Here is a 22,248-nt window from a genome sequence, read left to right as displayed (position 1 = left end):
GACCGGTGATCCGACCGGTGATCCGACCGGTGATCCGACCGGTGATCCGCGCCGGGGCGGCCGGGCGCACGAAAGGGCTACGCCACCGGCAGGGCCACCGGCAGCGCCGCCGGCTCCAGCAGTCGCACCGCGACGTCGGGCGCGAACCCGCTGTCGTGCGCCACCCGGCGCGCGAACTCGGCGATGCCGGCCAGCTGCCGCTCGCCGAGCGAGAAGTCGAGCGCCTCGCTGAAGTACCGCTCCAGCACGTCGGCCCCGAAGCTCTCCCAGCGGGCGGCCTGCTCGGCGACCTTGGCGGCCTCGACGAGGGACAGGTCGCGGGACTCCAGGAAGGCCCGGTGCACGGCGGCGGTCAGCTCGGGCCGGTGCTCGGCGAACTCGCGGCGCACGGCCCAGACGGCGAAGACGAACGGCAGGCCGGTCCACTCCTTCCACATCGCGCCGAGGTCGTGGACGGTGAGGCCGAGCTCGGCGGCCTGGCCGAGGTGGGCGCGCAGCGCCGGGTCGCCGATCAGGACGGCGGCGTCGGCCTCGGCGAGCATCTGGCCGAGCTCGGGCGGGCAGCTGAAGTACTCGGGCCGCACGCCCTCGCGCTCCTCCAGCAGCAGCCGGGCGAGGCGGACGGAGGTGCGGCTGGTGGAGCCGAGGGCGACGCGGCGCCCGTCGAGTTCGCGCAGCGGGACCTTGCTCACGATGTGGCAGGACATGACCGGGCCGTCGCTGCCGACGGCGATGTCGGGCAGGACGAGGAGGTCCTCGGCGTGGCGCAGGTACTCCACGCAGGTGATGGGGCCGATGTCGAGGGAGCCGTTCACGAGCTGGTCGCTGAGCTTCTCGGGGGTGTCCTTGGTGAGGTCGAGGTCGAGGAGGTTCCCGGTCCTGGCGAGGCCCCAGTAGAGGGGGACGCAGTTGAGGAACTGGATGTGGCCGACCCTCGGCCTGACCGGCGCGGCCCCTGCGGGGCCTGCGGGCCCCGGGTGGTCGAGGTCCTCCGGGTGCTCCGGCGATCGTGCTTCCGGTGCTGCCACTGCGCCGCTCCCTTGCTGGTCATACGCTTCACCGCAGCGTATGCCCGGTGTCGGCGGGAGCCCGCAGCGGGCTCGCGACACGCTCGCGACACGCTCGCGACACGCTCGCGACACGCTCGCGACACGCACCCGACACGCACCCGGGACGGCCGTCGGAAGGGCCTCGGGGAACTGTTCGAACACACTCGCGCGCGCTTACGACACGCGCCCCGTGCACCGCAAGTCACCCCTGGTCGTCACAGCGGCCGCATGCTAGCGTTGCCCTCAGTTGCAGTTTGATTCCCCTTGCAGTACTTGAAGCCTGCGGAGCATGTAACCGCGGGCTTTTTGTAGTTTTTCAGCAATATCGAAAAACTTCGGACTCGTCCGAAGGCAGGGCGATCAGCGCAGCGGACCGGGTGCCACACGGTGTGGCCCCCGACACGCCTCGCAAGGAGAACGGCATGGCCACGGGAACCGTCAAGTGGTTCAACGCTGAGAAGGGCTTCGGCTTCATCGCCCAGGAGGGCGGCGGCCCGGACGTCTTCGTTCACTACTCCGCCATCAACGCGAGCGGCTTCCGCTCGCTGGAGGAGAACCAGGCGGTCAGCTTCGACGTCACCCAGGGTCCGAAGGGCCCGCAGGCGGAGAACGTCGTCGCGATCTGACCTTCCTCATGATGTTCTGATCGCTCTGGACCCGTGCGGGTCCGTAGGCGGCTCCCGACAGCCGCCACGATGAGCTCAAGAGCAGTACCCAAGGGGGCCCGCCCATCCCGGCGGGCCCCCTGCCTTGTGCCCGGAACCGTCCGGGCCGCCCCGGGCCGCCCCGGGCAGCCCGGGCAACCCGGAATCGCCCGAGCCGCCGCGACCGTCCCACCGCGCCTATTCCCGCAGTTCACGGAATCCGCCCGCGAAATGTCCGTACGAAAACGGCGCACCGGAATCCCGCGCGCCGGAAAAAGCGAAAGGCCCGGCCCCGAACCGTCGATCGGTTCGGGGCCGGGCCTTTTCGCTACGGGCCTCAGGCGGTCTTCGCCGCCACCGCGCCGACGGCCACGGGGGCGTCGTACAGGTCACCCGAGGGGTTGTTGTACGCGGCGACGTCGAGGATCTTCTCGCGGGAGGCGACGACGATCGGCACGACGACCTGGCCGGCCACGTTGGTCGCGGTGCGCATCATGTCGAGGATCGGGTCGATGGCCAGCAGCAGGCCGACGCCCTCCAGGGGCAGGCCCAGGGTGGAGAGGGTCAGGGTCAGCATGACGATCGCGCCGGTCAGGCCCGCGGTGGCGGCGGAGCCGACGACCGAGACGAAGGCGATCAGGATGTAGTCCTTGATCCCCAGGTCGATGTTGTAGACCTGGGCGACGAAGATCGCGGCGATGGCCGGGTAGACCGAGGCGCAGCCGTCCATCTTGGTGGTGGCGCCGAACGGGACGGAGAAGGAGGCGTACTCGCTCGGGACGCCGAGGCGCTCGGTGACGCGGCGGGTGACGGGCAGGGTGCCGACGGAGGAGCGGGAGACGAAGGCCAGCTGGATGGCGGGCCAGGCGCCCTTGAAGAAGTGCAGCGGGTTGAGCCCGGCGGCGAAGCGCAGCACCAGCGAGTAGACGACGAACAGCACCAGCGCGCAGCCGACGTAGATGTCGAGGGTCAGCGTGGCGAAGGGCTTGAGCAGGTCCCAGCCGTACTTGGCGACGGACTTGCCGATGAGGCCGAGGGTGCCGAGCGGGGAGAGCCGGATGACCCACCACAGGGCGGTCTGGGTCAGCTCCAGCACGGACTCGCTGAGCTTGAGGACGGGCTCGGCCTTGCTGCCGAGCTTGATGATCGCGGCGCCGACCACGACCGCCAGGAAGACGATCTGCAGGACGTTCACCTTGGTGAAGGCGTCGACGATGTTGGTCGGGAAGATCCCGGTCAGGAAGTCGACCCAGGTGCCCTTGGAGTCGAGCGCCTTGAGGCCCTCGGTCTTGAGGTTGGTGCCCTTGCCGGGGTTGGTGAGCAGGCCCAGGCCCAGGCCGATCGCGACGGCGATCAGCGAGGTGATCATGAACCAGAGCAGGGTGCGGGTGGCGAGGCGGGCCGCGTTGGTGACGTTGCGCAGGTTGGCGACGCTGACCACGATCGCGGTGAAGACCAGTGGCGGGACGGCCAGCTTGAGCAGCTGGACGAAGATCTTGCCGATCGTCTCCAGGGTGGTCGCCAGCCAGGAGATGTCGGCGGCGCGGGCCAGGTAGCCCAGGCCGATGCCGAGCACGAGGCCGGCGACGATCTGCACCCAGAACGGCGTCTTGCGGATGCGGGTGAGCACGGACGGCGACGTGGTCGCCTCGGGCGCTGTGGACATGGGGGTGCGACTCCGGGGGAGGGCGTGACGGTGAGGTGGGGGGCGCGTTGGGGACGGCGGCACGGCGCGCGGGCCGGACGGGGAGGGTCTCGGCCCCGGTCAGGGGCGTGCCGCCTGGATACAGCTGGGGTCGGTGCAGCCCATGGCGCGACAACGGCGCGGGCTGTCCACAGCACCGGTCAGAGCGCACGGGCGGGCGGCGCCGGGCTGCGGGCCCGGGCCGTTCGTCCGCAGTGCGTCTGAGGCTGTCATGGCCGACACGTTAGCAGCAAACGTTTGAGATGTTCAAAGTACTTGTTTGAGATGACCTTGACCGCTGAGCAGTTATACGTATAACTTTGCGTTCACACCTCCCCTGCCCACCCACGCCCCGCATCGGAGAAGGAACGCCGATGGGCTACCTCGCCCTGCTCCGCGCCCCGCACGTCACCCGACTGCTGCTCGGCACCCTGCTCGGCCGACTGCCCGCCGGCATGACCGCCCTGGTCATCGCCCTCGCCCTGCGCGACGCCGGGGTGCCGTTCGGCCGGATCGGGCTCGCCACCTCCGCGTACGCGATCTCCGCCGCGATCGGCGGGCCCGTGCTCGGCCGGATCGTCGACCGCACCGGGCAGCCGAGGGTGCTGCTCGCCTCCGCCGTCCTCGCCGGCGGCGGGTACGCGCTGCTCGCCCTCGACCCCGGCTCCGCCGTCGCCGCCCCGCTCGGGGCCGCCGTCGCCGGGCTCGCGATGCCCCCGCTGGAACCCTGCCTGCGCTCGCTGTGGCCGACCGTCGTCGAGGAGGAGCGGCTCGACACCGCGTACGCCTTCGACTCCGCCTCCCAGCAGATCCTCTACGTGGCCGGGCCGCTGGCCGTCTCCGTCATCTCCGGGGTGTTCAGCCCCGTCGCCGCGCTCTGGGTCGCCGCCGGCCTCGGCCTGGCCGGCGCCCTGATCGTGGCCACCACCGCGCCCGCCCGGGCCTGGCGCGCCCCCGCCCGGGAGCACTCCGCCGGGCTGCTCGGGCCGCTGCGCTCCCCCGGACTGGTGCTGCTCGTCGTGGGCCTGGCCGGGGCCGGCTGGGCGGTCGGCGCGCAGAACGTGCTGTTCATCGCCTACGCCGAGCACCACGCCGGGGCCCTGCCCGGCGGCGCGGGCACCCTGCTGGCGCTGGCCGCCCTCGGCGGGCTGCTCGGGGCGCTCGCCTACGGGATGGTCTCCTGGCGCAGCACCACGGCCACCCGCACCTGGGTGATGGCGCTGGCGATGGCCGCCTCCTACCTGCCACTGGTGGCCCTGCCCGGGCCGTACGCGATGGCGGCGCTGGCCTTCCTGTCGGGTGTCGCTCTGGCCCCGCTGCTGGCGGCGGCGTTCGTGCTGGTCGCGGAGCTGGCGCCGACGGGGACGGTGACGGAGGCCTTCGCCTGGCTGGTGACGCTCTTCGCGACGGGCAACTCGCTGGGCTACGCCGTCTCCGGCAGGCTCGCCGAGGACTCGCTGCGCCCGGTGGCGCTCTGCGCGGTCGGCGGGATCGCGCTGGGCGGGGTGCTGCTGTTCGGCGCCCGCGGCTGGTTCCGTACGGCCCCGGCCCCGGCCGCCCCCGCGCCGGCGGCCGCCCTGGCGGGATGACCCCCGCCCCCTGAACGACCGCGTCCGCCGGTGGTCTGGCCGGCGGGCGCGGTCCCCTCTTCTCCGGGCCCGGCCGGTTCGGTTCTCCGGGGCCCGGCCGGTTCGGTTCGCCGGAGCCCGGCCGGTTCAGCCCGGTGCGGCCGTCGAGGCGCGCAGCACCAGCGAGGTGGGCAGCGGCGCCACCGGCGCGGCGGGCTCGCCGCGCAGCAGTCCGGCCAGCAGGGCCGCGCCGACCCGGCCGAGTTCCTCGCCGGGCAGGTCGACGGTGGTCAGCGGCGGGGCGAGCAGCGCGGCGACCGTGACGTTGTCCATGCCGACCACCGACAGGTCGTCCGGCACCCTCAACCCCCGCGCCACCGCGGCCTGGTAGACGCCGGAGGCGACCACGTCGTCGTCGCAGACCACGGCGCGCGGGCGGTCGGGCCGCTCCAGCAGCTCGTCGGCCACGCGCCGGGCGACGGCGTGCCCCTCGTTCAGGCTGACGCCCAACTCGACGACCTCAAGACCGAGTTCGCGCACGGCCTGCTCGAAGGCGGCCTGCCGGACGCGGAAGGTGTAGGCGGAGTGGACGGAGCGCAGGTGCCCGATCCGGCGGTGGCCGAGGGCGGCGAGGTGCTCGACGGCGCGGCGCATGCCGCCGCCGACGTCGAGTTCGACGGTGGGCCGGGCCGGGTCGGTGGAGGGGTCGGCGTCGAGGTACACCGCCGGGGTGTCGGCGGGAAGTTCGCCGAGCTGGCTGTCGTCCGGGGAGCAGATCAGCAGGCCGTCGAAGCGGCTGCTGGTGGCGGCCTCGGCGAGGGTGGCGCCGCCCCAGCCGGAGCTGACGACGACCTCCAGGCCGTGCCGGGCGGCCTCCTCGTGGACGCCCTCCAGCACCCGGCCGAAGAAGGGGCCCTGGAGGTTGGGCACCGCCAGCATGACCATCCCGCTGCGGCCGAGCCGCAGTTGACGGCCGGCGGCCTGCGGGCGGTAGCCGAGGCTGCTCGCGGCCTGGCGGACCCGCTCGCGGGTGGCCTCGGAGACGCGACGGCCGGCCTCGGAGCCGGAGAAGACCAGCGAGACGGTGGCCTGGGAGACTCCGGCGAGCCGGGCCACGTCGCGCCCGGTGGGGCGGCGGGCGGGGGCCGGCCAGGTCCCGGCCGCGGGCTCGTCGGCCCGAAGGGGAACGGGCTCATCGGCCGTACGGGGGGCGGGGTCGGTGGCGGGCAAGGGGGCCGGTGCCGGGGTCAGTTCCGGCGGGCGGCGGCCGCGCGGGCGGCGTCGTCGGCCGCGTCCTCCTCGGCGTTCTGCGCGGCGATCCGCTCGACGGTGCGGCTGCGCATCCCCGTGACCTTGGTGCTGATCTGGGCGGACATCTCGTCGCGCTGGCGGCTCAGCAGCGCGTAGCTGATCGGCGCGGAGGCGATCGCGGCGAGCAGGAACAGGAAGATCATGCCGGCCTCCCCGCTGACCGGGATGACCCCGAAGTGCCCGAGCAGCAGGGCCACCAGCAGGCAGGCGAGGAAGATGCTGACCCGCAGCGAGGTGTAGCGGAGCGTGGCGTGCGACTTCTCCTGGCCGTTGCTGCTCACGGGGGGCACATCCTTCGGGCGGATCGGGGGCGGGGTCTCCCAGTGAAGCATGCCTGACACCCGGCTCCGAGGACGGGTCGGCCGCCCGCGGGCGTCAGCGCAGGTCGAGCCAGAGGGTGATGTCGTCCCGGTCGTCGCCGGGGGCGACGCGGATCGCGGCCGGGACCCGACCGACCTCGCGGTAGCCGCAGCGTTCGTAGAAGCGCTCAAGGCCCTGGCCGCCGCGCGCGGTGAGCCGCAGCGACTCCAGGCCCCAGGCGCGGGCGACGCGCTCGGCCTCGGCGAGGAGGGCGGCGCCGTACCCGAGGCCCTGGACATCGGGGTGGACCATGACGCGCTTGAGCATCCGCCAGTGCTCCATCAGGCCGAAGCGCATCGACTCGAAGAACAGCACCCCGACCAGCCGGCCGGTCCCCTCCTCGTGGGCGACCAGCAGCCGGTCGGGGCCCTGGGGGGCGATCCCGGCGAACTGGCGGTCGGCGGTGTCCCACACCTCGTCCTCGGTGACGGGGGCCACGAAGCCGACCGCTCCCCCGGCGTTGGTGACATCCGTCCAGAGGCGGACCACGGCGGTGCGCAGGTCGGGGTCGGGCTTCGGGTCCAGGGTGAAGGTCAGCGCCATGATCCGGAGCCTAGCCCTCCGCCACGACGGCCCCTCCGACAGCTCCCCCAGCAGCTCCCCCAGCAGCTCCCCCGACGGCTCCTCCGGCAGCCCCTCCCGCGGCCCCGGCCGGGCGGCCGCCGCGCAGCGCCAGGCAGAGCCCGACGGCGACGGCGCACAGCGCCCCGGCGCCGTACCAGGTGAGGTCGTAGGTGCCGAGCGCGTCCCGGGCCAGGCCCGCGAGGCCGGCGACGAGGGCGGCGCCGACCTGGTGGGCGGCGAGCACCCAGCCGAAGACGATCGGCGCGTCCTCGCCGAAGTGGCGACGGCACAGGGCGACGGTCGGCGGCACGGTGGCGACCCAGTCCAGGCCGTAGAAGACGACGAAGGCGAGGATCGGCGGCTGCAGCGAGCCGGCGAGCAGCTGCGGCAGCAGGAGCAGGGACAGGCCGCGCAGCCCGTAGTAGACGGTGAGCAGCACCCGGGAGTCGACGCGGTCGGTGAGCCAGCCGCTGAACACGGTGCCGACCACGTCGAAGAGGCCGACCAGGGCGAGCAGGCTCGCCGCGGTGGTGACGGGCATGCCGTGGTCGTGGGCGGCGGGGATGAAGTGGGTGCCGACCAGGCCGACGGTGGTGGCGCCGCAGATGGCGAAGGTGGCGGCGAGCAGCCAGAACGCCCGGGTGCGGGCCGCGTCGCGCAGCACCCGCAGGGAGCGGGCGATGGCCCGGCGGTCCGGGGCGGGGGCGGGCGGGGCCTCGGTGGCGCCGTACGGGAGCAGACCGAGGTCGGCGGGGCGCTCGCGCATCAGGAGCAGGACGGGCACGGCGACGGCGCTGGCGGCGAGCGAGACCACGACGACGGCGGAGCGCCAGCCGTGCTGCTCGACCAGCCAGGCGCCGACGGGCAGGAAGATCAGGTTCCCGGCGGCCCCGGCGGCGGTGAGCACGCCGGTGACCAGGCCCTGGCGGGCGACGAACCAGCGGCCGGTGATGGTGGTGGCGAAGGCGCCGGCCATGGAGCCGCTGCCGAGGCCGACCAGCACGCCCCAGCAGAGCACGAGCTGCCAGGGCTGGCGCATCAGCATGGTGAGGCCGGCGCCGACGGAGATGGTGAGCAGGGCGCAGACGACGACCAGCCGGACGCCGAAGCGGTCCATCAGGGCGGCGGCGAAGGGGGCGGTGAGGCCGTAGAGGGCGAGGTTGACGGAGGTGGCACTGGCGATGGTCCCGTTGGACCAGCCGAACTCGTTGTGGAGGGCGTCCATCATCAGGCTGGGCGTGGAACGGAATCCGGCCGAGCCCAGCAGGACGAGCAGGGCGACGGCGGCGACGGTCCAGGCGTAGTGCACCCGGGGGCGGCGGCCGGGGCGCCGGCCGGCGGGCGCGGGCGTCGGGGTGGCGGCGAGGGCGCTGCGTTCGGTCACGACGTCGAGTCTCCCGGCGGACCGCGGCGGCGACGAGTGGCCTGAACGACAGCTTTCGCAAGGATCGGGCCACGGCGGGCGCTACCCTGGCCCGGAGCTCCAGGAGGACTCCAGGAGGAGAGGGGACGGCATGGCGCACCTGGTCGCGGTGCTCGCGCTGGACGGCGTGATCGCGTTCGAACTCGGCATTCCCGCACGGATCTTCGGCACGGCCAAGGACTCCGGCGGGCGGCCGCTGTACCGGGTGGCCACCTGCACCGTGGACGGCGAACCGGTCGCCACCAGCGCGGACTTCAGGATCGCCGTCGACCACGGGCCCGAACTGCTGGAGCAGGCCGACACGGTGGTGGTCCCGGCCTCCGCCGACTCCAGCCCGGACTCGGTGGACGCCGCCTTCACCCCCGAACTGGCGGCCGTCCTGGCCCGCATCCGGCCCGGCGCCCGGCTGATGTCGATCTGCACCGGCTCCTTCCTGCTGGCCGCCGCCGGGCTGCTGGACGGCCGCCCGGCCACCACCCACTGGCGCTACACCGAGCGCTTCGCGCAGCGGTTCCCGGCGGTGCGGCTGGACCCGGACGTGCTCTACACCGACGACGGGAACGTGCTCACCTCCGGCGGGGTCGCCGCCGGGGTGGACCTGTGCCTGCACGTGGTGCGCCGCGACCACGGCAGCGCGGTGGCCAACGCGGTGGCCCGCAACTGCCTGGTGCCGCCCTGGCGCGAGGGCGGCCAGAAGCAGTACGTCGAGGCGCCGAGCCCGCCGGAGGCCACCGGGCAGGGCACGGCGGCGGTGCGGGCCTGGGCGCTGGAGCACCTGGACGAGCCGCTGGCGCTGCGGCAGTTGGCGGAGCTGGCGGGCATGAGCGTGCGGACGTTCACCCGGCGCTTCCGGGAGGAGACCGGCTCCAGCCCGGGGCAGTGGATCACCGTGCAGCGCACGGAGCGGGCGCGGCAGCTGCTGGAGCGCACCGATCTGAGCATCGACCAGGTGGCCAGGGAGTCCGGTTTCGGTACGGCGGCCTCGCTGCGGCTTCAGCTGCGCGGCCGGCTGGACGTGGCGCCGAGCGCCTACCGGCGCACCTTCCGCGCCGTCACGGGCTGAACAGCGCTCAGGCCCACGGTTCCTGAGTGAACGCTGGGAGAAGCCTGGCCGGTTGGCCGGATCCCACCGCTCCCCCGCCACCCGCTCGCGGCGCACGGGCCCTGAACCCGCGCCGGGCGCTCCGCACTCGCCGAGGAGCGGTCCGCCCCCGGCGGTCCACGGTCCCCCCTGCTGACGCGATCCCCCATGGACAGCAGCACCGTGGCGGTGGACGGACGACCCCTCGGCGTCCCCTCGCAACGGAGAGCCGCACCCAAGCGTGATCAGTCGGATACGTCACGTCAATGGGTAGTCGGAAATTCGGAATGGTTGCGTCACCTTTCGGCCGGTGATCGGCCGACGGGTTCCGGTGTCCGCGAGGGGGCGGCGTGGAAGCCGCTATTGCGCCAAAGCCGCCCAGTCGACGCCCGCCAGCGGGTCCGCGGGCCGGGCGTCCGCGCCGATCTCGCACCAGACCCGCTTGCCGCTGCCGTCCGGGTACCAGCCCCAGCGCTCGCAGAGCAGCTCGACCAGTTCCAGGCCCCGCCCGTTGGTGGCGTCCTGGTCCGCGCCCGCGTGCCGGGGCGCGGGGGCGACCTGGCTGGCGTCGGCGACCTCCACGCGGAGGGACGGCGCCGCCCGCTCCTGCTCCTGCTCCGTCCGCTCCTGTCCGGGGGCGTCCGGCACCGGCAGACAGAGCCTCAGCACGGCCGGACAGCCCGTGTGCACCACGGCGTTGGTGACCAGCTCGGAGACGACCAGCACCACCGTCTCGGCCATCGGCGCGTCCGGGTCCACCCCGTGGTTCAGCAGCCGCGAGCGCACCCACCGGCGGGCACGGCCCACCTCGGCCGGGTCCGCCTGCACCGCAAGCTGCACTTGAAGAACCTGCACCGCTCCACCACCCGCACTCGCAGTTCGGCCATCGTCCCGATCGGGCCGGACCGGCCGGCCGGCGGGCCCTCGCACCTCGCCCGCGGCCACCCGGCCCGTCGTCTCCCGTGCACCCTCGTGTCCGTGCACCCTGTGCACCTCGTGCACCGTCGTGCACCTCGGGCACCCGCCCGACCGCTCCGCCCTCGCGGACCCGGCCGTGCCGTCCCGACCGTGCCGTCCCGACCGTCCGTCACGCACCGGCCGCGGCTCGAATACGCCTCAGGATGAGTGGGCGGGCCCTCCGCAGCAAGCGCTTCGGGCATATTCCAGCGATCGGGGGACAGGGCGGTGCATACTGTCCCGCTCACTCTCGCGAACCTCGCACCGGCACACGTCCGGCCCGGGCCGACCGGCCGGAATCCCGCATGCCGGGAACCTACCGCCGCACACCCTCCACACCGTCTTCGCCACTCGCGAACCACCCGTGCGACATATGTCCAGCACCTCTCGAACAGGGGCGCCGACGGACCGTCCCACCAGCGGATCGTCCCATCGTCCGACGAAGCCGCCGCACCCCGGCCCGAACACCCCGGCGGCGCGCGGCGATCCGCGAGAGCGGGTTCCGTTCTTGACCGATTCACGCCCGCCGCGCCCGGCCCCGGGATACCGTGGGAGGCGCCAGCGAACCCGGGCAGGAGAGGGTGGTTCCCGATGGCCGCCCCGGACGAGAACCCGCGCTGGGACGAGCAGTTGCAGCGCCGCCTCGCACGGGGCGAGGAGACGGCGCTCGGCGAACTCTACGACCGGCTCTCGCCGATGGTGCACGGCCTCGCCGGGCGCGTCCTCGGCGACCAGGCCGCCGCCGCCCAGCTCACCCGGGAGATCTTCGCCCACGTCTGGGAGCACCCCGAGGAGTTCGACCCCGCCCAGGGCTCGATGCGCTCCTGGCTCGGCGCCCTCACCCACCGCCGCGCCGTCGACCGCCTCCGGGCCGCCCGCGCCGCCGAGTTCGTGCCCGCCGGTGCGACCGGCCCCGGCGCGGCGGGCGGCGGACCGGGCGCCGCCGAGGAGGAGATCCGCGCCGTCGCCACCGCCGCGCGCATGCAGTACGTGGTCGACTCCCTGCCCGGGCCGCTGCGTGAGACCATCGCCGTGACGTACTACGACGGCCGCACCTACCAGGAGACGGCCCGGCTGCTCGGCATCAGCGAGCAGGCCGCCAAGCAGCGGATGCGGCTCGGACTGGACCTGCTGGCCACCGAACTGGCCGAGGAGCGCGCCCGCCAGGGCGGCGGCCCGGCAGGCGGCGCGCAGGGGGACGGCACGCCGGGGGAAGGAAGCGGCGGCGACGCGACGACGGGGGCCGGGGGCACGTGACGAGCACCGAAGAGCAGCACGACGCCCTGCGCTCACTGCTCGGCGCCTGGGCCCTGGGCGCCTGCCCTCCGCACGAGGCCGCCGAGTTGGAGCGGCACCTGCGCGGCTGCGCGGAGTGCGCCGCCGACGCGGCCCGGCTGCGGGAGGCGGCCGGCTGGCTCTCCCTGGAGGAGCCGCTGGACCAGCCCGGCTCCCTGCGCCAGCAGGTCCTCGACTGGTGCCTGGCCCGCCGCCCGGCCCAACTGCCCGTCCCCGCCTGGGGCGTGCCGTACACGGCGGAGACCGCCAAGCTGGACGCGCTGCTGCGCGACCTCGGCCCGCAGGAGTGGCAGGAGGTCGCCGAACTGCCCTGGCACGGCGGCGCCGAGCAACTGCGCCCGGCCGAGGTGCTGTGCCACCTGAGCGCGGTGGACGGGTACCTCGCGCTGGCGCTCGGCCTGCCCGACCCCGTGCCCGCCGTGCCGGGCGCCCCCTGCGCACCCGCCGCGCCGCCCCGGGTCCCGCCGCAGGACGGCGCCGCGCCCGCCGCGTTCGCCGCGCCCCGGGTGCCGCCGCAGGGCGGGCCGTACGCCGGGATCGCCGCCCGTACGGCGCGGATGATCGCCGAGCAGGCCGGGCAGCCGCCGCAGGCGGTGCGCGCCCGGTGGCGCCGGCTCACCCACGACCTGGTGCGCAGCGCCGCACTCGCCCCGCGGGGCAACACCCCGGTCGACCTCGGCTTCGCGGTGCTGCCGCTGCGCGACGCCTTCGTGGACCGGGCCCTCGAGTGCTACGTGCACGGCGAGGACGTGGCCCGCGCCGTCGCGTACCCGTACGCCCCGCCGGCGCCGCAGCACCTGCGGCAGATGGTGGACCTGACCGTACGGATGCTGCCCTCGGCGCTGTCCGGCCTGCGGGCGCAGCACCCCGAGCACGCCGGAGCGCCGGCGGCGCCGGACGGTCAGGACGGACAGGGCGCCCCGGACCGGCGGGGTCGGGCCGGTCGGCAGCTGCGGCTGCTGGTCGACGGCCCGGCGGCCGGCGAGTGGCTGGTCCCGCTGGACGGCCCGCAGGCGCGGCCGTCGGCCGGGGAGCCGGTGGCGACGATGGTGCTGGACGCCCTGGAGCTGTGCCAGCTGGCCGCCGCCCACCGCGACCCGGACCGGCTGCCGGTGGGCGCGCACGGGGACCGGGCCGTGATCCGCGAGGTGCTGCACGCCCTCCCGCTGCTGTCCCGCCCGTAGTCCCCGGCTTACGCGAAGACGACGGTGCGCGTCCCGTCGAGCAGCACCCGGTGCTCGCTGTGCCACTTGACGGCCCGGGCGAGCGCCTGGCACTCGACGTCCCGGCCGAGCGCGACGAGCTGGTCGGGGCTGACGTCGTGGGTGACGCGGGCCACCTCCTGCTCGATGATCGGGCCCTCGTCGAGGTCGGCGGTGACGTAGTGCGCGGTGGCGCCGATCAGCTTCACGCCCCGGGCGTGCGCCTGGTGGTAGGGCTTGGCGCCCTTGAAGCTCGGCAGGAAGGAGTGGTGGATGTTGATCACCCGGCCGGACAGCGCGGTGCAGAGCTGGTCGGAGAGGACCTGCATGTAGCGGGCCAGCACGACCAGTTCGACGTCCTCCTTGGCCACCAGGTCGAGGAGGCGCTGCTCCGCCTCGGCCTTGGTGTCCCGGGTGACCGGGATGTGGTGGAAGGGGACGCCGTAGCTCTCGGTCAGGTCGCGCAGGTCGGTGTGGTTGGAGACCACCGCGGCGATCTCCACCGGCAGGGCGCCGATCCGGGTGCGGTAGAGCAGATCGTTCAGGCAGTGCCCGAACTTGCTGACCATGAGGACGATCCGCATCCGCTGCTCGGTCGGGTGGATCTGCCAGTCCATCGCGAAGGAGGCGCCGATGGCCGCGAAGCTGGCGCGCAGCTTGTCGGCGGTGACGGCCTCCTCGGCGGAGAAGTGCACCCGCATGAAGAACAGCCCGCTGTCCCCGTCCCCGAACTGCTGGCTGTCGATGATGTTGCAGCCGGTCATGAAGAGGTAGCTGGAGACAGCGTGGACGATGCCCTGCTTGTCGGGGCAGGACAGCGTGAGGACGTACTGGGCGCTGGCCGGCTGCTGTTCCACTGGGGGTGTCCCGTCCTGAGGTCGTGGCGGATGCGGTCGTGGCGAATGCGGTCGTGGTGCACGGGGTGGTGCGAAGGCGCTCCAGCCTGTCACACCCGGGGCGGCCCGCGGGCGCGCTGCCCGGAGTGCGGGACGAGCCCGGCTGGGCCCCCGAGGGAGAGGCGCCTAGACCGAGGTCAGGATGCGCAGCACGTCCAGGGACTTGGGCGCGGCGTCCGGGTCGTCCCCGTCGCCGAGGGCCAGGGCGACGTGGGCGTCCCGGGCGGCGCGCACCGTCTCGGGCCAGCCGGGGTGGCCGAGGTAGGCGGCGGCCGGGGCGTCCGCGCCGACCTCGTGGAGGGTCTGGACGGCCCGCAGCACGGCGACGTCGACGAGGGCGGCCTCGGTGGAGTCGCGGAAGATCGAGCCGACGTACTTCTCGGCGGACCAGCGGTCGAGCCAGGTGTCCTCGACGAGCCGGTAGACGGCGTCGGTGACGTCCCCGTACCCGTCGCGGCCGGTCAGCCAGGCCTCCTGCTGGAAGCCGGGGTCGGAGAGCATGTGCAGCGCCGAGCGCATTCGGGCTCGCCAGCGCCACCAGGGCAGGTCGTTGAGCGGCATGCCGCCCATCGTGCTGGAGCGGTGGCCCGCGCGAGAAGGGTTTCGGGCAGACCGGTACGAAGATTCTGTGCCGACGGACATGGTGGACGATCGTACGTTCCCGTCCGTTCGTGCTCCACTCGCGATCTACACGCGTACCGACCGGGAGTTCGGCTTCCGTTTCCCAACCGTTCGGACTTCGGCCCTCTCGGCGTGTGACGCCGGGGCTTGGGTGGTTCCGGCGCGCCGAAGGGCGCTCCAGAGAGGGAAACACCGATGACCAGCCGAAGGGACTCCCCCCAGGAACGTCCCCCGATCGCGAGGCGCCAGCGGCGCCGCCCGATCGCCGCCGCCGCGACCGCCGCGGTGCTGTTCCCCACCCTCTTCTCGGCCTCCGCGTGCGGCGGACCGGCCGATGCCTCCACCAGCGGCGACCTGACGGTGATGACCTGGGCACCGTCGGGCACCGGCACCGACCGGCCCGGAATGACGGAACTCGCCGAGGCCATCGGCAAGGACGTCAACCTCAAGGGCGGGCTGAACGGCCACCGCCTGCGGGTGCTCACCTGCAACGAGCACAACAGCGCCGAGGGCGCCAAGGCCTGCGCCCAGCAGGCCGCGGACGCCAAGGCCGTCGCCGTGATCGGCTCCTACAGCCAGTACGGCGACGACTTCATGCCGGTGCTGGAGCGCGCGGGCATCCCGCTGATCGGCGGCTACGGGCTCTCGCAGCCGGAGTTCTCCAGCCCCCTGTCGTACCCGGTGGACGGCGGCATGCCCGCCCTGATCGGCGGCAGCGGGCGCCAGCTGGTCGAGGCCGGCTGCAAGGCGATCTCGCTGGTGCGCCCGGACACCCCGTCCGGCGACAACCTGCTCGGCTACCTGGCCACCGCGCTCAAGCCGGCCGGGATCAAGCTGCTGGACGTCAAGGCGCCCGAGCAGTCCACCGACTACGCGCAGGTCGCCCGCAAGGCGATCGGCAAGGACGAGCCGGGCAACTGCGTCACCAGCGCGCTGGCCGCCCAGCCGACCGGGAACCTGCTGGACTCCTACCGCCGGCTCGCGCCGAAGAACACCCGGATCGCCTCGGTGATCGGCAGCGTGCAGCAGTCGGTGGTCGACGCCACCGGCGGCGACAGCGGCCCGCTGGCCGGCGCCATGGTCACCAGCTGGTACCCGCCGGAGTCCGCGAAGACCTGGGACGGGCTGCGCGCCGTGGTCCGCGCCGACACCACCGGCGGGCGCACCATCGACGTCTCCGACCCGGGCGTGCAGACCACCTGGGTCTCGTACGAGGTGTTCCGGGTCCTCGCCGAGAAGCTGACGGCGGCCGGCAAGGAGATCACCTCCAAGTCGGTGGCCGCGCTGCTGGACAGCGGGGAGAGCATCGACGTCGGGCTCGTCCCGCCGCTGAACTGGGGCCCCACCAACATGCTGCCCAGCACCGAGTCCCCCCGGCTGGTGAACACCTGGATCACCTACCAGGTGGTCAAGGGCGGGCGGATGACCCAGCAGCAGAACGGCTTCGTGGACATCCGCTGGGTGCTCACCAAGGGCCGCCCGCCGGCCTGACGGACGGGCGCAAAAGGACCGGAGGAGCGGGGGTCGGCGAGGGCCCCCGCTCCTTCACCACGTCCGCTACAGGTCGCCGTCGCTGCGGGCCGGCAGGCCGGTCTGGCCGGCGACGGTGCCCCACAGGCCGGACGCCTGCTTCTTCGCGGTGGTCGCCGTGCCGCTGGAGGCCACCGCGTTCTTGTAGTGCTGGTTGTCCGTCTTCTTGCCGTCGCAGCCGCCCTGCATGTCGCCCGCCCAGGCCGCGTACTCGTCGTCGGCGGAGGCCGAGGCCGTCCAGGCCGCGTTCAGCTGGTCGACCAGCTGCTGGCCGCCGGGCAGCTTGTCGGTCTTGAGCGTGCCGAGCTTGGTCTGCAGCTCGCGCCGCTTGCCCGCCGCCGCGGTGAGCGCCTGCTGCGACTCGGGCAGCTTGTCGCACTTCTGCACCGAGGCCACGGCGGAGACCACCGAGCTGCGGCTGTCGCTCGCCGTGCCCAGCAGGTCGGAGAGGGCCTGCGCCTGCGCCTTCACCGCCGGGTCGACGGGGGCGCCCGAGCCGCTGCCGGTCGCGGGGCCGGCCGCGCCGCTGCTGGTGGCGGCGACCGGGGTGGTCTTCTTGCCGCTCGCCGGGTCCTCCCCGCCGCCCATCAGGACGGCGACCAGGATGCCCGCGGCCGCGCAGCCGGCCACCACGCCTCCGGCGATCAGCCTGCCGGACGGGCGGTTGCGGCGGCCCGGCTCCTCGCCCGCGCCGACGCCGGCGCCGTACGTGTCGTAGGAGCCGCCCTGGTGGGCCGGCTCGGGCTGGTACGCGGGCTCGGGCTGGTAGACGGGCTCCGGCTGGTACGGCTGCGCCTGCGGGTACCCGGGCTGCGGGGCATAGCCGCCCTGCTGCAGGTGCGGGTCCCCGGTCGGGTACGGCGGCAGGTGCTGGGTCTCCGGCGCCGGGTCGACCTGCGGCCCGGCCCCGTAGGCGGCCTGCGGCGCCCAGCCGCCCTGCTGGCCCGGGACGGCCTGGATCGCCTGGGTGGGCGGGAGGTACCCGCCCTCGCCGAAGTACTCGGGCTGCCCCGAGGGCTGCCCGTGGGGCTGGACCGGCTGACCCGGCTGGACCTGCGGCTGGCCGGGCTGGACCGGCCCGCCCGGCTGCTGCCCGTACGGGCCCGGCTGGGGCTGCGGCGCGACGCCGTGCGGCGGGGTGGGCTGGGCCTGCGGCTGGCCCGGCTCGGGGCGGAACAGGTCGTCCAGGTTGAAGTCACCCGAGTTGGGGTACGAGCGGCGCTGGCTCAACGCGATTCCTCACCTGGGCCGGACCGCGCGCTGACGGCGGACCACATCTCGTCGGTTCTTGGGAGCATCACAGTTCCTTGGACGTCGCGCCCACGCTACCGGTTCGCCTCACCGGGTGACCACGTGGGCGGGACGTTCCCACACGCTCCCTGCACGGACGGTGTCGAGCCCCACACCGTCCGCACACCGCTCCGGGCCGCCCTCAGGCCGCCTCGGCGTCCGCCCTGGCGTGGAACTCGCGCACCACCCGCTGCTCCCGGTACGGCTCCAGCCGGCGGCGGAACTCGTCCAGGTACTCCACGCCCCGGTTGGAGCGCAGCCCGCTCAGCAGCCGCACCGCCTGGGCGCCGGTCTCGCAGGCGCGCTCCAGGTCGCGCTGCTGGAGCTGGGCGGTGGCGAGCAGCACGAGGTCGACCGCGCGGCGGCGCACCCGGGTCGGCGGGTGCAGGTCGAGCGCCCGGCGGGCGTAGTGCTCGGCCTGGCCGGCCTGCTCCAGGTCCCGGTGGCAGTGGGCGAGTTCGTCGGCGAGGTAGGCGTCGTCGAAGTGGGCGATCCAGTCCGGGTCGTCCTCGGGGCGGCGCTTCTCCATCGCCTCCAGGGCCTTGGCCGAGACCGCCTCGCAGGAGCGGGCGTCGCCGAGCAGGGCGTGGCCGCGGGCCTCGGCGGCGTAGAACATGGCCATCGCGGTGGGGGTGGCGACGCTGCGGGCGCCCTCCTGGGCGGCGCGGGCGAGTTGGGCGATCTCGCGGGGGTTGCCGAGGGTCGCGGCGAGGTGGCTCATGGAGGCGGCGAGGACGTAGCCGCCGTAGCCGCGGTCGTCGGCGGCCTGGGCCAGGCGCAGGGCCTGGATGTAGTAGCGCTGGGCGAGGCCGGGCTGGCCGGTGTCGACCGCCATGTAGCCGGCGAGTTCGGTCAACCGGGCGACGGCGGCGAAGAGTTGGCGGCCGGTCTCCTCGCGGTAGGCGCCGCCGAGCAGGCCGGAGACCACGGAGTTGAGGTAGTGGACGACGACCGGGCGGACGTGGCCGCTGCCGAAGCGGTGGTCGAGGTCGACGAGCATGTCGGTGGTGGCCTTGATCGCGGCCACGTCGGTCGGGCCGACCCGGGGGCCGCCGGCGCGGGCCACCATCGGGTCGGGCGGGGTGATCAGCCAGTCCCGGCTGGGCTCGACGAGGGCGGAGGCGGCGACCGTCGCGCCGGTGAGGAAGTCGCGGCGGCCGACGTCGCTGCGCCACAGTTCGCAGACCTGCTCCAGGGCGGCGCCCAGCGTCGGCGCGAACTGCAGCCCTATGCCCGAGCTGAGGTTCTTGCCGTCGGCCATGCCGATCTCCTCGACCGACACGCTGCGGCCGAGCTTGCGTCCGAGGGCCTCGGCGATGACGGCCGGGGCCTGCCCGCGCGGCTGCTGGCCGCGCAGCCAGCGGGCGACGGAGGTCTTGTCGTAGCGCAGGTCCAGGCCGTGTTCGGCGCCGCAGAGGTTGACCCTCCGGGCGAGACCGGCGTTGGAGCAACTGGCCTCCTGGATCAGTTGCTGCAGACGCTCGTTGGGCTGTCGTGCGACGAGTGGTCTCGCGGCCATCTGGACTTCGCCTCCCCACACCCTCCGGCAGGGCCGGTGGGCGACGATTCTGCTGATCTGTTGCCGACTGTCCGACCGTCAAAGGAATCTGACACCAGGTTAGCGATCAGCAACGCCAGCGGGATACCCACGGTGACGGACCGCACCCCCCACGCGCCCTGGTAAATGCCCCTGTGCGCCCCCACTGCGCCCGCCCTCCGCCCGCGCCGACGCGGAGGGGTAACCGGATCGGGTGACATTGGCGGGATGCGGCCGGCCGGGCGCCGCCGGGCCGTAACCAGCCTCACACACGGTAGTTGAGCAGCGCGTGGACGACACCCCCGACTCCCCCGCCCGACGCGAGAACGCCGGCCCGCCCCCTCTGCTGACCGAAGCCGTCGGCTACGCCGAGAACCGCCACTGGGAGGTCACCCCGGGCTCCTGGCTCGTCGAGGGGGACGGGCCCGCCCGCTGCTCCTGCGGCGACGCCGGCTGCGCGATGCCGGGCGCGCACCCGCTGGACGCGGACTGGGCCCGGAAGGCGAGCGCCGGCCCCGGCGCGGTGCGGCGCTGGTGGACGGAGCGGCCCCGGGCCTCGATCCTGCTGCCCACCGGCCGGTCCTTCGACGTCCTGGACGTGCCGGAGACGGCCGGCTGCCTCGCGCTGGCGCGGATGGAGCGGATGGACCTCCAGCTCGGGCCGGTCGTCGTGCTGCCCGCATCCCCGGGCCGGGCCGGGCGGCGGCTGCACTTCCTGGTGCTGCCCGGGGTGGCCGCGAAGCTGCCGGAGATGCTGCGCAGGCTCGGCTGGCCGTCCGGCCGGCTGGACCTGGTCGCCCGCGGCGAGGGGGACTGGACGGTCGCCCCGCCCTCGCGGATCGGCTCCACCGGGTACGCGCAGTGGGCGCGCTCGCCCTCCGAGTCCAACCGCTGGCTGCCGGACGCCGCCGAGCTGATCAGCCCCCTGGCGTACGCCTGCGGCCGCGAGGCGCCCGCGCAGCGCCCGCAGGCCGCGCAGCCGGCCGGGGTCTGAGCGCTCCCCCGAGCGGACGTCCTGCGCCTATCCGGGTGAGGGCGTGCCCGGTGCGACACCACGCGCCGCGACTGACGGGCCCCGCCTCCCACCGGAGGCGGGGCCCGTCACACGTATGTGCGGATAAGGCCGGGAGATACCCGCTGGTCAGAGGGGTGAAGCCGCCCGTACGAGTGACAGCGCTCAAGGATTGCCATGATCGGCCGAGGGGAGGAATGGCGGTGTGTGGGGACGCCGAAGGGGCGCTCGGACGGGGAAGCCGGGCGCGGCGCTGGAGGGGCTGGGAGGGACTGGGAGGGGCGGAGGGGACGGGAGGGAGAAAAGGGGAGGACGGAAGGGCCCGCCGCACGGAGAGCGGCGGGCCTCTTCGTTGCCCCGGTCAGGCGGTCAGGCAGTCCGGCAGTAGGCGGTCAGGCCTGGGCGACGAACACGTGCTGGGCGATGTCCTTGCCCAGCTCCGCCGCGTCGTCCCCGGTGCCGACCAGCACCCCGCCGACCCCGGCGCTGACCCGCACCGTGGAGCCCGGCCGCACGCCCGCGCGGCGCAGCGTGCTCATCAGCTCGGCGTCCGTCTGGATCGGCTCCCCGATCCGGCGGACCACCACGCTGGCGCCCGCGTCGCCCGGCCGGACGGTGTCCAGCGTGACGAGCGCGGCGTCGAAGCCTTCGCCCTCGGCCTTGGTGTCGCCCAGCTCGTCCAGGCCCGGGATCGGGTTGCCGTACGGGGACTGGGTGGGGTGGCCGAGCATGGCGAGCACCTTGCGCTCGACCGTCTCGCTCATCACGTGCTCCCAGCGGCAGGCCTCCTCGTGGACCTGCTCCCACTCCAGCCCGATCACGTCGACGAGCAGGCACTCGGCGATGCGGTGCTTGCGCATCACCCGCACCGCGAGCCGCCGGCCGTCCTCGGTGAGTTCGAGGTGGCGGTCGCCGGCGACCCGGAGCAGGCCGTCGCGCTCCATGCGGCCCACCGTCTGGCTGACCGTGGGGCCGCTCTGTTCCAGGCGCTCGGCGATCCGGGCGCGCATGGGAACGATGCCCTCCTCCTCCAGCTCCAGGATGGTGCGCAGGTACATCTCAGTGGTGTCGATCAGCCCAGACATCGCCGCTGGCTCCCGTTCCTCGGTGTCCTCACCGCCAATTCTGACGTACCGCGCCGACAACCGGGCCCGCCCGGGTCCGCGGGGGTGCGGTTTTACCGGCTGTTGACAGCGGTGCCGCCGGGGCGCCACGGTGCTCGCCGGACCTTTCTCCACCGGCGCCCGGACCCTCCCGGCGCGCCCCACCCGGCCGGCTCCCCCACCGGCAGAGAGCGAAGGCAACAGATGAACGACCTGGTCGGCCGGTACTTCGACGCCGCGATCGCCCACCTCCAGCGGGTCCGCGAGGAGGAGGCCGACGCCATCGAGGCCGCCGCCGCGCTGCTGGCGGAGGCGGTGGCCGAGGGCCGCCGGGTGTTCACCTTCGGCGCCGGCCACTCCTCGCTGCCGGCCCAGGACGTGGTGTACCGGGCCGGCGGGCTGGTGCCGGTGAACCTGCTGAACGTGCCGGGCATGGCCGGGGTGACGGTGATGCCCGCGCCGCTGTCCAGCGCCCTGGAGCGGGTGTCCGGGCTGGCGACCACCACGCTGGACCTCACCCCGGCCACCGCCGGGGACCTGCTCTTCGTGATCTCGCTCTCCGGCCGCCAGGTCATGCCGGTGGAGCTGGCCCGCTACGCCCGCGACCGGGGGCTGAAGGTCATCGGGCTGACCTCGCTGGCGTACCCGGAGGCGGTGCCCCCGGCGCACCCGTCCGGCACGTACCTCAAGGACAACTGCGACGTGGTGCTGGACAGCAAGATCGCCCCCGGCGACGCCGAGCTGAGCCACCCCGGCGCGGGCACCGGCTTCGGCCCGGTCTCCACGATCGTGACCAGCGCGATCATGCAGGCCGTGGTGGCCTCGGCCGTCGGCCGCCTCGCCGACCGTGCGGAGGCCGGGGAGCGCCCCGCCCCGCCGCTGTTCCGCTCCGGCAACGTGCCCGGCGGTACGGAGTGGAACGCCGAGCAGATGTCCGAGAACTCCGCACGGGTCTTCTACGGCTACTGACCCGCCGCCGGGCGCCCGCACCCGTACCGGACGAACCACCGCGTCTTCCTGGCCATTTGCGGACGGCCCCCGGCCCGCCCAGGCGTACCGGAGGGCCTGCCGGGGCAGGAGATGCGGTGCGACCGGAGCGACGGGTGGGGGCCGAGCATGG

General features: G+C 74.2%; 20 protein-coding genes. 8 read left to right on the top strand and 12 right to left on the bottom strand.

What is annotated here, in order from left to right; all coding sequences use genetic code 11:
* Positions 1 to 77: 77 nt before the first annotated feature.
* Complete coding sequence (locus tag ACIRRS_RS11570) at positions 78 to 1,028, bottom strand: menaquinone biosynthetic enzyme MqnA/MqnD family protein (protein ID WP_402968290.1); 951 nt, start codon at positions 1,026 to 1,028, stop codon at positions 78 to 80.
* A 443-nt stretch (positions 1,029 to 1,471) separates the two neighbouring features.
* On the opposite strand from ACIRRS_RS11570, the gene ACIRRS_RS11565 reads away from it, so the two are divergent.
* Positions 1,472 to 1,675, top strand: coding sequence for a cold-shock protein (locus ACIRRS_RS11565; RefSeq protein ID WP_031063656.1), 204 nt, complete (start codon positions 1,472 to 1,474; stop codon positions 1,673 to 1,675).
* Between the two features lie 355 nt (positions 1,676 to 2,030).
* Here ACIRRS_RS11565 and ACIRRS_RS11560 read toward each other — a convergent pair whose 3' ends face one another.
* Entirely contained in the window at positions 2,031 to 3,359 is a 1,329-nt protein-coding gene (locus tag ACIRRS_RS11560) for a dicarboxylate/amino acid:cation symporter (RefSeq protein ID WP_402968287.1), read from the bottom strand.
* Positions 3,360 to 3,751: 392 nt separating this feature from the next.
* Here ACIRRS_RS11560 and ACIRRS_RS11555 point away from each other — a divergent pair, with 392 nt between their 5' ends.
* A complete protein-coding gene (locus tag ACIRRS_RS11555) occupies positions 3,752 to 4,966 on the top strand; it encodes an MFS transporter (RefSeq protein WP_402968285.1) in 1,215 nt (404 codons plus the stop codon).
* Positions 4,967 to 5,092: 126 nt separating this feature from the next.
* On the opposite strand, the gene ACIRRS_RS11550 is transcribed toward ACIRRS_RS11555, so the two are convergent.
* The 4 genes from ACIRRS_RS11550 to ACIRRS_RS11535 all read right to left on the bottom strand — a co-directional run bounded on the left by ACIRRS_RS11550 (position 5,093) and on the right by ACIRRS_RS11535 (position 8,564).
* A complete protein-coding gene (locus ACIRRS_RS11550) occupies positions 5,093 to 6,061 on the bottom strand; it encodes a LacI family DNA-binding transcriptional regulator (RefSeq protein ID WP_402968282.1) in 969 nt (322 codons plus the stop codon).
* Between the two features lie 131 nt (positions 6,062 to 6,192).
* Positions 6,193 to 6,537 (bottom strand): DUF4229 domain-containing protein, encoded by a 345-nt coding sequence (locus ACIRRS_RS11545; RefSeq protein ID WP_402968279.1) that lies wholly within the window; start codon positions 6,535 to 6,537, stop codon positions 6,193 to 6,195.
* Between the two features lie 94 nt (positions 6,538 to 6,631).
* Complete coding sequence (locus tag ACIRRS_RS11540) at positions 6,632 to 7,159, bottom strand: GNAT family N-acetyltransferase (protein ID WP_402968276.1); 528 nt, start codon at positions 7,157 to 7,159, stop codon at positions 6,632 to 6,634.
* 10 nt (positions 7,160 to 7,169) lie between these two features.
* Positions 7,170 to 8,564 carry an MFS transporter gene (locus tag ACIRRS_RS11535; RefSeq protein WP_402968273.1) on the bottom strand — a complete coding sequence of 465 codons (1,395 nt, stop codon included), beginning with the start codon at positions 8,562 to 8,564 and terminating at the stop codon, positions 7,170 to 7,172.
* 130 nt (positions 8,565 to 8,694) lie between these two features.
* Here ACIRRS_RS11535 and ACIRRS_RS11530 point away from each other — a divergent pair, with 130 nt between their 5' ends.
* The gene (locus ACIRRS_RS11530) at positions 8,695 to 9,666 is read left to right on the top strand and encodes a GlxA family transcriptional regulator (RefSeq protein ID WP_402968270.1); all 972 of its coding nucleotides are present in this window, start codon (positions 8,695 to 8,697) and stop codon (positions 9,664 to 9,666) included.
* A 378-nt stretch (positions 9,667 to 10,044) separates the two neighbouring features.
* Here the strand turns inward: ACIRRS_RS11530 and ACIRRS_RS11525 are convergent, their stop codons facing one another.
* Entirely contained in the window at positions 10,045 to 10,539 is a 495-nt protein-coding gene (locus ACIRRS_RS11525) for an ATP-binding protein (RefSeq protein WP_402968267.1), read from the bottom strand.
* A 693-nt stretch (positions 10,540 to 11,232) separates the two neighbouring features.
* Here ACIRRS_RS11525 and ACIRRS_RS11520 point away from each other — a divergent pair.
* Together ACIRRS_RS11520 and ACIRRS_RS11515 are read left to right on the top strand one after the other, a co-directional pair.
* Entirely contained in the window at positions 11,233 to 11,898 is a 666-nt protein-coding gene (locus tag ACIRRS_RS11520; RefSeq protein WP_402968264.1) for a sigma-70 family RNA polymerase sigma factor, read from the top strand.
* Positions 11,895 to 13,121 (top strand): zf-HC2 domain-containing protein, encoded by a 1,227-nt coding sequence (locus ACIRRS_RS11515; RefSeq protein WP_402968261.1) that lies wholly within the window; start codon positions 11,895 to 11,897, stop codon positions 13,119 to 13,121. Before ACIRRS_RS11520 ends, ACIRRS_RS11515 begins: the two co-directional genes overlap by 4 nt.
* A gap of 8 nt (positions 13,122 to 13,129) precedes the next feature.
* Here ACIRRS_RS11515 and purU read toward each other — a convergent pair whose 3' ends face one another.
* Both purU and ACIRRS_RS11505 read right to left on the bottom strand, forming a co-directional pair.
* Positions 13,130 to 13,996: a formyltetrahydrofolate deformylase gene (purU, locus tag ACIRRS_RS11510; protein ID WP_402968258.1), complete on the bottom strand. Its 867-nt coding sequence runs from the start codon at positions 13,994 to 13,996 to the stop codon at positions 13,130 to 13,132.
* 165 nt (positions 13,997 to 14,161) lie between these two features.
* Complete coding sequence (locus ACIRRS_RS11505; RefSeq protein WP_402968255.1) at positions 14,162 to 14,677, bottom strand: hypothetical protein; 516 nt, start codon at positions 14,675 to 14,677, stop codon at positions 14,162 to 14,164.
* Positions 14,678 to 14,851: 174 nt separating this feature from the next.
* On the opposite strand from ACIRRS_RS11505, the gene ACIRRS_RS11500 reads away from it, so the two are divergent.
* Positions 14,852 to 16,147 (top strand): ABC transporter substrate-binding protein, encoded by a 1,296-nt coding sequence (locus ACIRRS_RS11500; protein ID WP_402968252.1) that lies wholly within the window; start codon positions 14,852 to 14,854, stop codon positions 16,145 to 16,147.
* Positions 16,148 to 16,213: 66 nt separating this feature from the next.
* Here the strand turns inward: ACIRRS_RS11500 and ACIRRS_RS11495 are convergent, their stop codons facing one another.
* Together ACIRRS_RS11495 and ACIRRS_RS11490 are read right to left on the bottom strand one after the other, a co-directional pair.
* Complete coding sequence (locus ACIRRS_RS11495) at positions 16,214 to 17,416, bottom strand: hypothetical protein (protein ID WP_402968249.1); 1,203 nt, start codon at positions 17,414 to 17,416, stop codon at positions 16,214 to 16,216.
* Positions 17,417 to 17,618: 202 nt separating this feature from the next.
* Positions 17,619 to 18,995, bottom strand: coding sequence for a transcriptional regulator (locus ACIRRS_RS11490; RefSeq protein ID WP_402968246.1), 1,377 nt, complete (start codon positions 18,993 to 18,995; stop codon positions 17,619 to 17,621).
* A gap of 307 nt (positions 18,996 to 19,302) precedes the next feature.
* Here ACIRRS_RS11490 and ACIRRS_RS11485 point away from each other — a divergent pair, with 307 nt between their 5' ends.
* Positions 19,303 to 20,007, top strand: coding sequence for a bifunctional DNA primase/polymerase (locus ACIRRS_RS11485; protein WP_402968243.1), 705 nt, complete (start codon positions 19,303 to 19,305; stop codon positions 20,005 to 20,007).
* A gap of 410 nt (positions 20,008 to 20,417) precedes the next feature.
* On the opposite strand, the gene ACIRRS_RS11480 is transcribed toward ACIRRS_RS11485, so the two are convergent.
* A complete protein-coding gene (locus ACIRRS_RS11480; protein WP_402968240.1) occupies positions 20,418 to 21,110 on the bottom strand; it encodes a metal-dependent transcriptional regulator in 693 nt (230 codons plus the stop codon).
* A gap of 222 nt (positions 21,111 to 21,332) precedes the next feature.
* Here ACIRRS_RS11480 and ACIRRS_RS11475 point away from each other — a divergent pair, with 222 nt between their 5' ends.
* Positions 21,333 to 22,097, top strand: a complete 765-nt coding sequence (locus ACIRRS_RS11475; RefSeq protein WP_402968238.1) for a sugar isomerase domain-containing protein — start codon at positions 21,333 to 21,335, stop codon at positions 22,095 to 22,097.
* Positions 22,098 to 22,248 lie beyond the last annotated feature (151 nt).

The sequence above is a fragment of the Kitasatospora sp. NPDC101183 genome, assembly GCF_044767945.1.
GTDB lineage: Bacteria > Actinomycetota > Actinomycetes > Streptomycetales > Streptomycetaceae > Kitasatospora.
This window is presented reverse-complemented; position numbering and strand designations above follow the sequence as displayed.

Coding starts and splice junctions, on each gene's coding strand:
- ACIRRS_RS11560 (WP_402968287.1), bottom strand. CDS start 3,359: ATGTCCACAGCGCCCGAGGCGACCACGTCGCCGTCCGTGCTCACCCGC.
- ACIRRS_RS11505 (WP_402968255.1), bottom strand. CDS start 14,677: ATGTCCGTCGGCACAGAATCTTCGTACCGGTCTGCCCGAAACCCTTCT.
- ACIRRS_RS11480 (WP_402968240.1), bottom strand. CDS start 21,110: ATGTCTGGGCTGATCGACACCACTGAGATGTACCTGCGCACCATCCTG.
- ACIRRS_RS11475 (WP_402968238.1), top strand. CDS start 21,333: ATGAACGACCTGGTCGGCCGGTACTTCGACGCCGCGATCGCCCACCTC.
- ACIRRS_RS11530 (WP_402968270.1), top strand. CDS start 8,695: ATGGCGCACCTGGTCGCGGTGCTCGCGCTGGACGGCGTGATCGCGTTC.
- ACIRRS_RS11500 (WP_402968252.1), top strand. CDS start 14,852: ATGACCAGCCGAAGGGACTCCCCCCAGGAACGTCCCCCGATCGCGAGG.
- ACIRRS_RS11520 (WP_402968264.1), top strand. CDS start 11,233: ATGGCCGCCCCGGACGAGAACCCGCGCTGGGACGAGCAGTTGCAGCGC.
- ACIRRS_RS11565 (WP_031063656.1), top strand. CDS start 1,472: ATGGCCACGGGAACCGTCAAGTGGTTCAACGCTGAGAAGGGCTTCGGC.
- ACIRRS_RS11555 (WP_402968285.1), top strand. CDS start 3,752: ATGGGCTACCTCGCCCTGCTCCGCGCCCCGCACGTCACCCGACTGCTG.
- ACIRRS_RS11540 (WP_402968276.1), bottom strand. CDS start 7,159: ATGGCGCTGACCTTCACCCTGGACCCGAAGCCCGACCCCGACCTGCGC.
- ACIRRS_RS11490 (WP_402968246.1), bottom strand. CDS start 18,995: ATGGCCGCGAGACCACTCGTCGCACGACAGCCCAACGAGCGTCTGCAG.